Source organism: Rubinisphaera italica (assembly GCF_007859715.1).
Taxonomy (GTDB): Bacteria; Planctomycetota; Planctomycetia; order Planctomycetales; family Planctomycetaceae; genus Rubinisphaera; species Rubinisphaera italica.
On the sequence record NZ_SJPG01000001.1, the window covers coordinates 4,882,308 to 4,897,727 of the forward strand.

Annotated in this window: 10 protein-coding genes (1 of these 10 cut by a window edge); 4 read left to right on the top strand and 6 right to left on the bottom strand. The window is 49.2% G+C overall.

Annotated features, from left to right (window positions below):
- Nucleotides 1-282: 282 nt before the first annotated feature.
- The 5 genes from Pan54_RS18520 to Pan54_RS18540 form a co-directional block, all read right to left on the bottom strand.
- The gene (locus Pan54_RS18520) at nt 283-2,253 is read right to left on the bottom strand and encodes an AAA family ATPase (protein WP_146504894.1); all 1,971 of its coding nucleotides are present in this window, start codon (nt 2,251-2,253) and stop codon (nt 283-285) included.
- A gap of 373 nt (nt 2,254-2,626) precedes the next feature.
- Nucleotides 2,627-3,124: a hypothetical protein gene (locus tag Pan54_RS18525; RefSeq protein WP_146504895.1), complete on the bottom strand. Its 498-nt coding sequence runs from the start codon at nt 3,122-3,124 to the stop codon at nt 2,627-2,629.
- 7 nt (nt 3,125-3,131) lie between these two features.
- Complete coding sequence (locus Pan54_RS18530; protein WP_146504896.1) at nt 3,132-4,676, bottom strand: SpoVR family protein; 1,545 nt, start codon at nt 4,674-4,676, stop codon at nt 3,132-3,134.
- A gap of 159 nt (nt 4,677-4,835) precedes the next feature.
- Nucleotides 4,836-5,939, bottom strand: coding sequence for a DUF444 family protein (locus Pan54_RS18535; protein ID WP_146504897.1), 1,104 nt, complete (start codon nt 5,937-5,939; stop codon nt 4,836-4,838).
- Between the two features lie 263 nt (nt 5,940-6,202).
- Nucleotides 6,203-8,251 carry a PrkA family serine protein kinase gene (locus Pan54_RS18540; protein ID WP_146504898.1) on the bottom strand — a complete coding sequence of 683 codons (2,049 nt, stop codon included), beginning with the start codon at nt 8,249-8,251 and terminating at the stop codon, nt 6,203-6,205.
- Between the two features lie 828 nt (nt 8,252-9,079).
- Here Pan54_RS18540 and aroB point away from each other — a divergent pair.
- The 3 genes from aroB to Pan54_RS18555 all read left to right on the top strand — a co-directional run bounded on the left by aroB (nt 9,080) and on the right by Pan54_RS18555 (nt 13,661).
- Nucleotides 9,080-10,228 carry a 3-dehydroquinate synthase gene (gene aroB, locus Pan54_RS18545; protein WP_146504899.1) on the top strand — a complete coding sequence of 383 codons (1,149 nt, stop codon included), beginning with the start codon at nt 9,080-9,082 and terminating at the stop codon, nt 10,226-10,228.
- Between the two features lie 287 nt (nt 10,229-10,515).
- Entirely contained in the window at nt 10,516-12,099 is a 1,584-nt protein-coding gene (locus tag Pan54_RS18550) for a hypothetical protein (protein WP_146504900.1), read from the top strand.
- Nucleotides 12,100-12,641: 542 nt separating this feature from the next.
- On the top strand, nt 12,642-13,661 hold the full coding sequence (locus Pan54_RS18555; RefSeq protein WP_146504901.1) for a hypothetical protein: 1,020 nt from the start codon (nt 12,642-12,644) through the stop codon (nt 13,659-13,661).
- A 201-nt stretch (nt 13,662-13,862) separates the two neighbouring features.
- Here the strand turns inward: Pan54_RS18555 and Pan54_RS18560 are convergent, their stop codons facing one another.
- Nucleotides 13,863-14,714, bottom strand: coding sequence for a peptidylprolyl isomerase (locus tag Pan54_RS18560; protein WP_242631368.1), 852 nt, complete (start codon nt 14,712-14,714; stop codon nt 13,863-13,865).
- Between the two features lie 617 nt (nt 14,715-15,331).
- Between Pan54_RS18560 and Pan54_RS18565 the strand changes: the two genes are divergently transcribed.
- Nucleotides 15,332-15,420 carry the start of an endonuclease V gene (locus tag Pan54_RS18565; protein WP_146504902.1) on the top strand. Its footprint extends 901 nt past the window's final position, so 89 of the gene's 990 nt are visible here — the first part of the coding sequence; its start codon is at nt 15,332-15,334; its stop codon lies beyond the right edge, outside the window.

A 15,420-nucleotide genomic window follows, 5' to 3' on the forward strand; every position in this document is an offset into this window, starting at 1 on the left:
CCCGAAATTTCAACGATTCGGGGGCTTCTCTTCGAGAGCGCCCCCGCCACCCTTCGCTGCTTTCATTCAATTCAAATATAGGTATGGCTGTGCCTGACCTACGGCTTTTGATGGTGCCACGGCTCTGTGAGCCGTGCATTGGGGGATCTTATTGTCTTGCAACGCTCCTAATGTAACAACACTGAAAAACACGGCTCGCAGAGCCGTGGCACAATTGTGTTGATCCAATTAAACATTTTATCAAACAAAACGTGTAACTTCAAAACCTACGGCTTGGGACAATTACGCTTCCTCAATCACCGTCACACTTCTCAACCGTCCACTCCCTTCCTGTGGTGGCATGATCCGCAACACACACGGAAACCAGACTTCCCGAGGCAAGCGTTTTTCCCGCAGTTCCCGTAGCACGGGCAGTTTTAAAACCTTCCCGAGTTTCTGATAGTACGAAACTTCGACCGGATTCAGAAAGAGGCGTTTACTGTTGATGTACTTGGCAATCCCCTCAGCCAGTGCTTTCTCAAGTCCCTGCCAGACGACACAATTCGTATCCGATTCCAGCACCAGACTACTGTTCCCTTTCACTTCAATCGTTTTGGATAATACATCCTGGAGTTTCGAGAAGACGACGAAGTCGGACGCTCGTACAAATTCCAGCACGCCCCGACTCAAATCGCCGGCTTGTAAATGTTCGATCCAGGGATCTGGAAACTCGTCCTCTTCCTTGACCAGTTCTCCCTTGCGATGTTCATCTTCAATCATGCGGAAGACACGGCTATCGGGAGTCGCCGGGCGACAGCGCGAGCGAGCCCATTCGCGGAGATTGAAGATTTTCTCTTCCATCGTAATCGACAACGGCACAATCGAATCGGCTGTGTCGAGGATGTCTTTCTGATTAGGCGTACGATCACGAGTAAAGGCATCGATCACGGCTGAATTTACAATCTGCTCAATTTCCGAGCCGCTGTAGCCTTCGGTCTTATCGGCCAGTTCTTCCAGGTCGAATTCAGCCGGATCGCAATTTCGCTTCGAGAGGTGAATTTGATAGATGTGTTTACGCTCATGAAAATTCGGCAGGTCGATAAAGAATAACTCATCGAAACGCCCACGCCTCAACAGTTCCGGAGGCAGACTTTCAATCGCGTTCGCCGTCGCTACCACAAAGATTGGCGATTTGTGCTCCTGCATCCAAGTTAGGAACAGTCCGAACATGCGCATCAACGCCGCATCCTTGTCTCCACTTTCCGATTCCAGCCCGGCAAAGCCTTTATCCAGTTCTTCAATCCACAACACAGCCGGGGCGATGCTGTCCATCATCCGCAACACTTCTCGCAGATTCTGCTCCGAAGTTCCTCGACCGGCATGTAATAGATTTCCGAAATCAAGCCGGATCAATGGAAAGCTGAGCTGACGGGCAATTACGCGAGCCGACAAGCTTTTCCCACACCCCTGCACACCCAATAGCAACACTCCCTTCGGTTGCCCAACCTGCTTCTTCTGAGCTTCGGGACTGAATGCTTTCGCACGCCGTGTGATCCAGTCCTTCAGTTCATTCAAACCACCAATATCATCGGCCGTTTCATCGAGGTCGTGGAATTCGAGTAGATCCGATCCCTGCAGCAACTGTTTCTTTTCTGCAACCAGTTGTGTCATTGCCTCTTCGCCCAGATCGGTCCGTCCTGCCAGTACGCGATTGAAAGCCCGGCGAGCCTGATGAAGCGAGAGTCCGATAACCGCTTTAATCATTCGCTGAGAATAATCCTCCGAGATGGAAATCTTTCCCGGTTGTCGGGCCATCGCTTCCTGCAGACAGCCCTCCACTTCCTGAAAATCCGGCAACGGCATGTGCATCAACGTAGTTGCTTTGGCCAGTGAGTTCGGCAATTCAAATTCCGGCCCCATGGCCAACAACGGCGTCGCCGAGATGCGTTGGCTCTGATCGAGCAAACGTCGAATCACCGGGGCATCGTTCACAAAGTGATGCAGGTCCTTCGCAAGCACGATCGAATTCTCGGGCAGTGTTGGAATCGCATCGAGAAATGCAACCGGATCCTGCAAGTCAGGATGTGATCCCGCAGCCTCGCAATGCAGGCCCTCACTCAGCGACCAGATGACGAGCCGTTTCCCTTCGCCATGAGCAAAACTGGTCAGCGCCTCAATCCAGCGAGGCTCGTCATCGGTCTGAAGAAACAACAGCGATTCCCCCGCCTGCAGGCGATCGCGAATATCATTGATGGAATCTGTAAGTAGCGACATGAAACCTCGAGCCGAAAGATGTGATCGATACTGACAGGAACGTCACCGCCCAACCTGATTCTACAGGACTGGTACGTTCCGTAAGCAAGGATCATACCCGGAAGAGTCGCAGATTGCGAAACCGCGAATGTGTACGAGATCACCCTACGCGATTATTATATGACCGCCAATTATTCCAGAACAAATCACATAATTAGACCACCACTGAGACACAGAGGGCACAGAGATTCTTGAGGACGTTTGTTCGATCACAGCAGATCTAAAACAACAGAAAGTGATTCCTATGAGTTGATGATCTTATTAAAATTCTCTGTGTCCTCTGTGTCTCTGTGGTTTAATTAATTGCGTACAGCAATTTAAGCTGGCTTTAGAGTCAAGGAACCGGGCAGGTCTCCAGAAGATCGTTGACCAGTTTGACCAGCACTTCGTGAGTCAATTGCAACGTCACCAGTTTGCGCCCCGGTTGTCCTTTGACGATTTCGTAGCGATTGATCGTCACTGCATTTTTGGAAGCGGATTGCAGCACGAATTCATAATAGACCGCTCCGCTGGGCAATTGCGTCGGCTGGTTGGAGCGGATCATGGCGGAGCCAGACTGATCGTCGAATTCAATCGGCCCAATCTGTTCGAGTAGATAAGTGATGCGTCGTGAAAGATCGTCGGCCCAGTGTTTGATGTCGTCGTTGGTTCCGTTTTGTAATCGGGGCAATGTCAGTCGCAACTCATTCATCGCGCAGCTCATCGTATCCAGAGCCGCCAGATCGACCTCCAGCAAGTCGGATGCTTCGGCGAATACCAGCGAACAACCCACAATCGGACCTTGAGCCGAGAGGCGATTGAGTTCCTGTTGGAGTTGTTGAGAAAGTGACATGAGATCTTCAGTTCGTAAGCGTAAAAGTTTCATTCTTCGTCAATGGCGAACGACGATGAGTCTGGCCGTCAAAAGTCAACAGATGAAGTGTTTCATCAATGACCGTTTCCAGATTCACCGGACGTCCCCAGAGTTTCTGGACATTGTGCAGCGTGTCCTCGGCATCATCGAGTTTCAATTCGATGCCCGCGAACTGATGCTGCAGATAGAGTTCGCCCCTGTTGCGATAATTGCCATCGATCACACGAATTTGAGGACGACCGTAGTTCGTCAGATTTCGCAGCAGGTGCTGTTTCACATCTTTGAACTCTCTGGATTCAATTTCGTAGGTTTTCTCTTCATCGTTATACGCAAAGGAAAACATGCGATGCCGACGGCAGAAGTCTTCGGTCAGAAAAGTATCGATGAATGTAATGTCGTTATGAATCCGGCGAACTTCAAAAATCTTCTCACGACCGAGACCGAGTTTTTTATCCCAGTGATCCCGAACTTCAACATCATCGCAGTTGTCCCATTCCGAACCAAACTGTCCACGGTTCCAGCGTTCTTCGATATCGCGAAAAAGCTCGATCCCCAGTTTGTAAGGATTCAATCGAGTCGGACTCGTTGCCATCGTGCCGGAATGATGGTCGGCATAGTCGATCACTTCGGCATCGGTCAGACCGTGATTCGTCATGATGGTCGTATGCCAGTAACTGGCCCAGCCTTCGTTCATGATTTTCGTCTGCCCTTGCGGTGCAAAGTAGTAAGCCTCCTCTCGGATAATCGAAAGGACATCCCGCTGCCATTCCCGCAACTGGCCATGCTCAATCAGAAACTGCAGCACATCCCGCACCGGCTCAGCTGGGAAAGAACGGTTAACATGCTGACGTTGATATTCTTCCTGCTGCTGCGATCGTTCCTGATCAAGCACTTCCTGCGGATTGACAAAGGAATCCATATAGTCCTTGGCTCGAAATCGGCGATCGTTTGTTTCCGGCTCCTCATCACCCGCATCGCTCGGCTGCTTTCTCTGCTTCACCGATCTCACGATGTGCGGCGAATACGGATCGATCAAATCCTCAATCGACAGACACGAGTCGATGAATTCCTCAACGGCTTCATGTCCGTAACGGTCAATATACCGATTGATTCTCGCCGCGTGATTGGCCAGTTGATCGAGCATGCGGCGGTTCGTTTTTGAAAACCAGGCGTTGTTCTTAAAGAAGTCGCAGTGCCCGTACACGTGCGCGATGACCAGTTTCTGATCGGTCATCGAATTGCAGTTGAGCAAATAGGCATAGCAGGGATCGGTATTGATGACCATTTCGTAAATCTTCTGCAGACCATATGAATAGCCTTTCATCAGTTCATCGAACTGAGCCCCGAATCGCCAGTGAGGATAGCGAATCGGAAAGCCGCCATATGCAGCAAACCGGCTCAGTTCTTCGTAATCGAGCATCTCGAAAATCGTTTCGTAGAAGTCGAGCCCATAGCTGGCGGCGACTTTCTCCATTTCATCCTGAATGGCACGAATGTCATCCGGCAATGGGCGATAGGTGCTGATGCTCATGTCAAACGCCTTTTTATTCGACAGTTTCTCGAAATCGGGTGGCACGTCCCTGAGCAACGCGAAGGGCGTGGACTTCTGAAATCACCACGCCCATCACTTCGTTCTGGGACGTGCCACCCGTTGTCAGACAGGCTGGAAGCCTGTCCTACGAGTTTATTATCACTTCCCCGTGCCGAGGAAATCCTTAATGCATTCGTAAATGCCTTGCTTGTCTTCGATCAATGAGAGCGCGACGTTGTTCCAGGAGTCTTCAAGCCCCATCAGTTCCCGAACGTATTCGCCGGAACCGTAGGGACTTTCGACCTGCCCGTAACAGAACAGATTGCAGACCGGCAACAGTTTGTCTTTCAGCATGTTCAGACACTCGCGATTGTCATCGCCCCAGTTATCGCCATCGGAAAACTGAAAAATGTAGATGTTCCAGTCCTCGACGGGATAACTCTGTTCGAGAACCTGAATCGCTTTGCCATAAGCTGAGGAAATTCGTGTGCCCCCGCTCTCGCGGATGCGGAAAAATGTTTCTTCATCGACTTCGTGAGCCATCGCATCATGCACGATGTAGCGCTTCTGCAAGCCGTTGTATTGCGAGGAAATCCAGGCATTGATCCAGAACGCGGTGGTGCGGACAATCTCCTTCTGTTCTTCTCCCATCGAGCCTGAGATATCCATCAAATACAAAATGACGGCATTGGCCTGAGGTTCGGAAATGGTTGTCCAGCTTTTGTAAACGGTATCGTCCCGGTTCGGCACGACCATCGGTTTGCTGGGGTTGTATTGTCCTGTTGCGATCTGGCGTTTGAGCGCCTTTTTGTAAGTTCGTTTGAAGTGACGCAGAGAATCCGGCCCCACCTGACGCACCGAGTTATAGCGATCCTTCTGACTGACAAGCGTCTCTGCTCCTTTCGGAATGATGTTCGGCAATACCAGTTCTTCGCCCAGCATGGCTGCTAATTCTTCAAGGGGCACTTCGACTTCGCGGATATGTCGGCCAGCTTCATTACCGGCTTCGCCCGTTCCCTCCTCCGGTTCACCTGGACCCAGTGACTGACCAACTTCGCCTTCTCCCTGACCGGAACCGCCCGAGCCTTTCTTGCCGTGACGAAAATGCGGAATCTCGATATTGGGCACAGGAATGCTGACGACTTCTCGCCCCTTACGGCCGAGCATTTCGCCGTGGGTAATGTACTTGCGGAGATTCCCGCGTACCTTCCCCCGAACGATCTGCTTAAACCGCTGCAGGTCTTTGTCGATGTTTTGCGTCATGGCATTCGTACCCGGTTATTTCATTGCACATACAGTTTATTCCGCCGTAGGTCAGGCACTGCCTGAAAAAATGTGCGTCCCATCCTGTTTGTCGTCAGGCAACGCCTGAACTACAGTCTCTCTCACATTTTTTGTTTCAATGGGTGGCACGTCCCAGAACGAAGTGATGAGCGTGGAACTATCCACCAACCACGCCCTTCGTTTCACTCAGGGACGTGCCACCCACCGAAGGACACTCTCACCACTCACCTCTAATCACTAATCTATTTACTTTCCGATTTCGCATCGCCGCGAGCAAAGATACTCGCCACGTATTGCAGGACATCGGTGGCCGATTCATCGTCGTAACCGTAGTTGCGGATCAGCCGAGATTTGACGATATCGATCTTCTCTTGCGTCTCGGTATCGACGACGTTTGAAACCATCGAAGTCAGTTTGATCGTATCTTTCTGGTCCTCGAACAGTTTCATTTCGAGCGCCTTCTGCAGACGTTCGTTCGTTTTGTAATTGAACGAACGGCCATCGAGCGAAAGGGCTCCGATGTAATTCATGATCTCGCGGCGGAAGTCATCCATCCGCGATTCCGGAATATCGATTCGCTCTTCGATTGAACGCATCAATCGTTCATCCGGTTCTTCATCCTGACCGGTGAATTTGTTTTTCACCTTTTCTTTCTGCGTATAGGCTTTCACATTGTCGATGTAATTGCCGCACAATCGGGTCAGGGCTTCTTCGTCAGCCGCAATCGCGCGCTGAACTTCGTTCTTGACGAGGTCGGTGTATTCCTCTTTGACCATCGAAATAAGATGCCGATAGTATTCGCGAATCTCTTCGTTCGAAATCAAAGAATGATGCTTCAACCCTTCCTCAAGTTCGTTAAGCACCATGAACGGATTCAGACAGGTGGAATGCGGATTCACCACCAGGGCATTCGAAATCTTATCCTGTACAAAACGTGGCGAGATGCCATGCATCCCTTCGCTCTTAGCTTCCTTTCGCAATTGTTTGACGTTCTCGTACGTAAAGCCCGGCAAGGTTTTGCCGTTGTAGAGCTTCATCTTCTGCAGCACGGAAAGTCCATGATGCTTCGGCTCTTCAAGACGCGTCAGCACTGCCCACATCGCAGCCGTTTCGAGCGTGTGCGGTGCAATATGCTTGCCGCGGACGCGTCGCTGATTGTAGTCCTTTTCGTAGATCCGAATTTCTTCGGAGAGTTTCGTCACGTATGGAATATCGATTTTAATCGTTCGGTCCCGCAACGCTTCCATGAATTCGTTGGACTGCAGTTTCCGGAACTCAGGCTCATTCGTGTGACCGATAATGACAGTATCGATATCAGTCTGCGCGAATTTCTTCGGCTTGATTTTATGTTCCTGCGACGCACCGAGCAGGTCATACAAGAATGCAACATCGAGCTTGAGCACTTCGATGAATTCAATCATACCCCGATTAGCGACGTTAAACTCGCCATCGAAGTTGAACGCACGAGGGTCACTCTCGCTGCCGTACTCGGCGATTTTTCGATAGTTGATATCACCCGTCAGTTCGGTGCTGTCCTGATTTTTCTCATCCTTCGGCTGGAACGTACCAATGCCGATCCGATCCTGCTCCGAAAGCACAATACGGCGAACCACCACTGAATCGACCACTTTTGTCCAGTCGCCATCGAATTCGCGGAGACGTTCCTGAAAGTAATACCGACTCAGCGGACAGATATCTCCCGTAATTTCGATTTCGTACTTGCTGGAATCAATCCCGGCATTCAACTCAGCACACAGGCCCTCCCGATGATTCATCGGAATCAGCAAAAGTGGATCGCCATTCATCGGATCCCAGGTGATCGAGCCATCTTCTTCTTTCCAGCCAAAGCTGTAGAGGGCTCCCTCATCGGTGCGGCTGTAGCGCTGCAAACCTCGTTTGAGCAGGCGGGCAATCGTACTTTTGGAAGAACCGACCGGACCATGCAATAACAGCACACGACGTTCCGCTCCGTATTTGAGCGCAGCCGACTTGAAGACATTGACCAGTTCGATGAGCGGTCGCGTCAAACCGAAAATGGCATCCTGACCGTCGTTGTAAGGATCATCGAAGAAGCGATATCGCGTCAGCTTCTCACGGTTCCCATCCAGCTCGTACGTCCCTTCCTGGATGATCATGTCGTACATGCGTTGCCAGGCAGAGCGAGCGATTCCGGGATTTTCGCGGACCAGATCGAGATAGTCTGCAAAGGTTCCCTGCCAGGTTTCCTGCCGGAAGTTTTCGTATTCCGACTTTGAAGCCAGTTTCTGCAGTAATTCGTGTCCACTCGTCACGGCTGTCTCCTTCAAGAGAAGAGAAACTCATGCCCTGCAACGGCTTTAATGAGGTTGAAAATGACTGATGCACACTGCGATGTCGTGCACAACATCATTGAGAACCCTGATTTAAAGCGTTCAGGAACTGTCTCGACTTTCAAAAAATCCGCGTATGTTCGGGAGCAAAATCGAAAGTGGTGAATCTTAACCGCGTGGGAATTCGTTCATTTAATAATAGTTCAGAGTCTTCCATGAGCGCAGCAAAATTTCCTCGCAGACCATTCCGCAAATTGTGTCAGTAAGGAAGTGGTGTGGAGGCTGGTGGAACCTTCCATGGTCTTTCTAAAGCCTCATTAATTATCTGCATCATTCGGCAGTAGCAAACACAGCGACATACAGCCATTGAGTGCCCATGCGACTGCAATAACCATTTGAAAATGGTCCAATTGTTAAAAAAGGAATCGTGGGGATTTGTTTGAAATCTTTTTGGGACCGTTGTCTGCAGACTTCTTCCCTTTCCATGACCCGTTGACCATGATAGGCCTAACGTCCATGACCTCAGGTGTGTCGTTATCACTCAGGCGAGTCGGTATCATTATCAATTCCTGAGACAGTCGAGGCAAGAGGAAACTTTGTTTTGGAAGACGATCTCTTCGAATTCCACTCTGGCTGGTAAGTCCTGCTATATTTTTTCTGCCTGTTTGAACAATATATTGATCGATTTCGACCAGAAACACGTTCGTTAATCCCTCAGGTCTGTACAGAAAGTCTCTTCATCAATTACAGTGCTGGAGAGTCGAACTGCTCGACACATTTTTCGATCTCCAACGATTTTTACTCATAAATATGAATACATCACACGACACCGTAAATAGCCTGCCTCGACAGTTAGTTCCCGTGAAACTGGCCGAGCGTTCCTACGAAATTGCCATTGTGAATGAACAGTGGAACCTTTTGCCCTCGCTAATGGATTCCTGGCTGGAACGCGTCGACCATCTCAAATCGGCTGCTCGAAAAGCATTACTCGTGACAGACACCAATGTCCTCAATCTGTTCGCCGAGAAACTCAAGCAGGAACTGAGTGATCAAAACTGGACTGTCGAACTGATCGCTGTCCCAGCCGGGGAAAGTTCGAAATCGCTGGCGATGGCCAATCAGATTTACGATCAACTCGTCGAAATGCAGGCCGATCGACAAACCGTCGTCATGGCTGTCGGCGGTGGTGTTGTTGGCGATCTGGCTGGTTTCGCAGCCGCCACTTACAATCGCGGCTTACCTTTCGTGCAGGTGCCCACCACATTGCTGGCCGATGTCGACAGTTCCGTCGGCGGCAAAGTCGGCATCAATCACGCCAAGGGCAAAAACCTCATCGGGGCATTCCACCAGCCTCTCGGCGTATTCATCGACACCTCTTCCTTTAACACATTGCCCGATCGCGATTATCGCTCGGGTTTAGCCGAAGTCGTCAAGTACGGCGTCATTCTCGATGCCAATTTGTTCGAGACGCTCGAAAACAATATCGAAGCGATCAATTCCCGCGACCCGGAAATTCTGATCGAACTGGTGAAACGAAGCTGTCAGTTGAAAGCAGAAGTCGTCGAGCAGGATGAATACGAACGTAGCGGCTTACGGGCGATTCTGAATTACGGACACACCTTCGCCCATGCCTACGAAGCCTTATGCGGTTACGGCGAACTGATGCACGGCGAAGCCGTCAGCATTGGCATGATCGATGCCTCCCGACTGGCCGAAAAACTGGGGATGATCGGCGAAGAGGTGACCACACGTCAAATCAATCTGTTAAGCAAACTCGGCCTGCCGACCGATTTACCGCAGCCAGTCGCCTTCACTCACGATGACATTATTTCACGGATGAAAATCGATAAAAAAACAGTCGCTGGACAACTCCGCTTCGTCCTCCCCCGCAAACTGGGGCAGGTCGAAGTGGTTAAAGGGATCGATGAGCAACTCGTTCGCGAAGTTCTTTCGAGATGAATAGCATGAGTTGGTAATGACCTGCTTTGCTAACAAGTCCCCTCTCCTTGGGGAGAGGGTTAGGGTGAGGGGAATTCGAGGTGAATTAAACATTGAACGTCCAAGGCATCCCCCATCCGGCCTTTTGCCCCTTCTCCCCAAAGAGAAGGAAAGATGACCGCTCCCCAAGGAGAAGGAAATTCGTAGGTCAGGCTGTGCCTGACATGATTATTTAACAGCCCCAATTTTCGTCAGGCACAGCCTGACTTACAATACTGATTAAAACACTCTAACCCAATGGACAATCCGTGAGCGTTTCAGAGAATTCAAATTTGGATGCGTGGCTGGCACTCGGGGCACGCAGCAGGAGTTTCGAGGATGGACTGGAATTGAATCTGGCCAATGTCGACTGGGCTCGTCAGTCGTCCAGTTTGCCGACGATCCCCGTTGAAGTCACTTCCTGGAAAATGCAGGGCGGCCCGGATGAGCGTGTCCGCCAACTTCTCTCGCTTCTCAAGGGACAGAAGCAGATCAAAGCGGTCGCGCTGCGAGGCGTCAATGTGAATGAAGCCTCGGTGAGTTGCATTTCTCAAATCCCCGAACTGATCGAAGTCGACTTTTCTGACACCAACTTCTCCAACGCTCACCTCGAACAAATCTGCCAGAACGATCGCCTGCAAAGCATCAATCTGGCCGAAACCAGTATCACCGATAACGGCTTGATCTGCCTCAAGAAAATGCGTCAGCTCAAGCAACTCAACCTCAATAAAAATAAGATCACCGAAGCAGGACTTCACTATCTGGAAGGACTCGTTTCCCTCCGCGATTTGAGCCTGGGTGGAACTCCCTTAACCGGAGCCGCTCTCAAATGGCTGCAACGGCTCGTCCTCCTCGAAAAACTCGACTTGAGACACACTCACATCACTCACAACGGCTTGATGGCACTCACCTATTTTCGTCGCCTGCAGAAATTAAAACTGGGCGGGAACCGTATCGAAGACGATGGCATTTTGATGCTCAAACAGTTCGTTCGACTCGAATCTCTCGAATTGGCAGGCACCCCCATTACCGATCAGGCGATTGAAACCCTGGCTCAGTTGCCGCGAATCCGCCGACTGTATCTGGCCGGAACCGCCATCAGCGATGTCGGCTTGAGTCAACTAGCAGGTGTGACATCATTACTCGCACTCGATGTTCGCAAAACAGCAGTGACTGCCCAAGGAGTGGAAAATTTCCAACAACATTTACCGCAGGTACAAATCAAAACCGATGCCGAACAAAAACCAGCCAGCAGCGTGATTCGGAGTATCGATCTGCTCGAAATGAATCACATTCAACTCAAATCCAATCAATACGGCGAGCCGATCGCCCTCAAAACGACAGAACAGACCTCGCCAGCAACCCACTGGTTCGACGTGATGACCGAACTCCGCTCCCTGAAAAATGTCGAACTGGAGGATCAACATCTCGATTCCGAACAGTTCAGCAAAATCCGGGACCTGCATCATCTGCAGGCCCTCTCAATCAAGAAATGCAAACTGCCCGAAACGACGCTCGTCAGCCTCTGTACCCTGCAAAACCTCGGCTGGCTCGACCTGAGAGACTCCGCCATTTCCGACGTCGGCCTGAAATTCATCTCACGAATTCCATCGCTGTCGAACCTCTGTCTCTCCCGAACCCAAATTACCGATCAGGGACTCATCCACCTCAAGCACGCCCTGCTCCTTAAGGACCTCGTCGTCAAACAATGCGCCTACGTCACCGACGACGGCCTCGAAACCCTCGGCTCCCTCGAACAACTCAAACACCTCGACATCCGCAACACCGGCATCAGCCAGTCCGGATATCAGACCCTGTGTGAAAAACTCCCGGGGTGTAAGATTCGGTATTAATGAAGTTAAACTGATCAACCACTACAAGCACGAAGCGCAAGCGAGTGAGTTCAATTCCGAGAACAACCAGGTACCATTCTCAAGCTTGTTTGAGCATGCAATGTGCATCCGAATTCAGCTGTGAAACCCAACTGAGTAGTCCCGGTTGATGCGAAGCAGCTACCGGGGTGACCAAGTCACAAGAGGTCATGACGTCTAACAAGGAGGGCGGCCAACTGAGTCGATCGGATTGCAAAGCAAAAAGATGGAGACGACAAGCGGCTTCAATTTAAATAATCTGGTTTGATCACAAAATGCCCCGCAAGATGACGGCATCTTGTCGATTTCATCGACTCAGCCGAAGCGGCTGGGCCACCCGCGAAACTTCCTCTAGTGGATTGCCCACATGGGCAAAAGGAAAAAACTTTCCACCGTACTGGGACAGTAAAAAGCATTTGGCTAAGGCATTTCGTTTTTCAGGTTCAATGGAATTGTTGCGTATTTTGCCCGAATGATGAAGGTGTTCCTTCAGATTATATTTTCTCTAACGCGAATCCATATTAATGCACAATCACACACACCCCATAGGAATTATTGCAAAACGGTCTATTTCTATATTGACCGTAATATGTTTTTTGCTTTTCAATGCAGTCGCAAAATCAACTCCTCCTGAAAATAAACATATATCACTAAGTGAGGTGCTTAACGAGGACTACTTAAGATATTCATATCTCTTGGGTAATGAATTGAAACTTAATCCAAACCCATATACCGTTCATTATAATGCACTTCCTTACCATTTATTACCTGATGACGAATTACATAGAAATACGCAATCCGAATCAGATCATATTGCAATTAATTGCAAATGGGTAGAAACAAACATCCCCCGCCAGAATGACAAGATAAGCCATGATACTCATTGTAAGATTCAGATGGCGAATTTTTTAGGTTTTACTGAAGCGAGATTAAGATCTACGCCCCCAAAGTGGTTCAATAATATATTGACTAACAAGATTAAATCCTATCAAAACAATGATCTTGACGACAGCAAGAAGTATATTATGTGTGAATTTTCAACGAATATCTATTACAATCAAGACCAGCACGAGGAAAGGATGCCAGTGCCGTGTGGAAATATAGTCAAAAAATGGAGTTACGTGCAAGGTAACAATAATGAATACATTGTGGATCTAGTTGACGGATATACAATAAACATAAATATACCTATGCCTCATGATCTCCAATATGCTGCGGACACCTTGCACGTCTCTGAACTCGCTAATCATTATTTAATTATGTTATCAAGTGCGTGGGGTATTAGTCATCCAATTTATTGCGTTGACAAAAGCAGTATGGAATTATCATGGGAAAGCTGGAGTTGGTCTTCGGGTTATTCCGGCGCGGGGGGTGGGGCTCCACCTTTCACGCTTGCTCAAGCAGTCCAGCAAGACAGCAACGTTATTGTATTCGGCGTTTCTCTGCACTTACCGTATATAGAAAGATATGATTTAAACACAGGGAAGTGTGACTTAAGACTGTCGCCATATGCTGAGATGCCAGCAATAGGGTTGGATAAATAATATTTGTTGTATAAATTGATTTCCTGATTGCTTGAGAGGTGTATTATGGATATTTTATTGCATTATCCTCTAAGCAAATAGAGATTATTAATGCATTTTGTGGCTTTCCAAGAGAAAAGCCTTAAACTGATTTATCAGCCAAGTAGGGCAGGCTCCTGCCTGCCTTCCTGCTATTCACGGGTGGCCCTCATGGAAAAGTGCTCACTGAATCTCTTCAATCGTCTCCACCGGCACCGAAGATGTCCCGGCTGGTGTCGACGTCCCTTCAGCAGGAGCAGTTGAAGTCGCAACCGGTGCCGGAGTCGAGGTACCCGTTTCTACCGGGCTTGAGGTCGTCATCTCAGGCTCAGCGACTGGCGTCTCGACCGGCTCTGCCGGAGCCTTCGTTTCCTGAATAATTTCAGCCGACTTGATGTAATCAAGATTAGGAAAACTCTTCTTCAAATATTCATTGCCACGCGACTGAATCTGACCCTGATCAGGCTGCTCCCCATATTCAGAGTTGAGTGAATCAACAACATCCATTCCCTCAATCACTTTGCCGAAAGGCGGGAAGCCTTGAGGATCGAGTGAGCCGGAGTTGTCGCCATAGTTGATAAACAACTGGGTCGTTCGCGAGTTTGGACCTCCCTTGGCGAAGGTAATCGTCCCCCGGGAATTCGTCCCCACCATCGGCTCATCCTGCAAGGGTTGCGACCGCCATTTCGCCTGCACTGCCGGATCTCCGCCGATCCCCCACTGCACAATAAATCCAGGCACGAGTCTGAAAAATCGATTTTCATCGAAGAAGCCGCTTTCAACCAGTTCCTTGAAACGAGCCGCTCCAATCGGAGCCCATTCGGGATAAACTTCCACAACGAAATCACCCTTCGTCGTTTCAAACTTCACCTGAAACGATCCTTCCACAGGAACACTCGTGCTCGAGCCATCTTCAGATTCAGGATTCGCCGGAGCTTTCGGACTCGGAGCAGGCGTATCATCAGGCTTCTTCCGACAACTTGTCATCGAAATTGCCGTCACGAACAATGCCAGTACCAGAAATGTGTGTCGCATGTTTTTATCCAGAGGAGTTAATCAGGTTGAAGAATTTGTACTTAAGCCCAGTTCCATACAGAAACCGGACTTCCAATATCCTAATAAATAGGGGTCTCCCGGCTGGCGGGGCGTTTCAATTTCACAATTAGTAATAATTGGGTGCGTATCGACGAACTTTTCACAGACTCCAAATTGAACTAATGACTGAAGATTTACAAAACCTCAGTTACAAGCACGAAGCGCAAGCGAGTGAGTCTATTCCAAGATCAATTTGAAAACCGGAGAAATAAGAACTCCCAACAAAACAGAAATTTTTTTTTGCACCACAGAGACACAGAGGACACGGAGAAGCCTTGAAATCTAAGTCTTATGAAGAGTTCAATTGTTTGAGCATGACAGACCTTTCCGAAAATTTCTCTGTGTCTCTGTGGTTTTAATCTTTATAAAAATCTGTTGAGTCATTTTCGTAATTTGGTTTCAAACTGAAGTATTGCAAAACTCCAGAAATAAATCATGAACCACAGAGAAACGGAGATGCAAAATATCTGCAGTCCAACTGCGGTTCAATTTCATAATTACTCTCATTGATTGTAATCACTCAAGAGCGTGGTGAAAGTCAGGGAGCCAAAAACCAGATGTCCCAGCCAGAACAATTCCTGAGTCACAATCTACAGATCTCCGATCTCAGAGCAGAAGTCATCTCGCTACTGCAGCAAATTCCCGC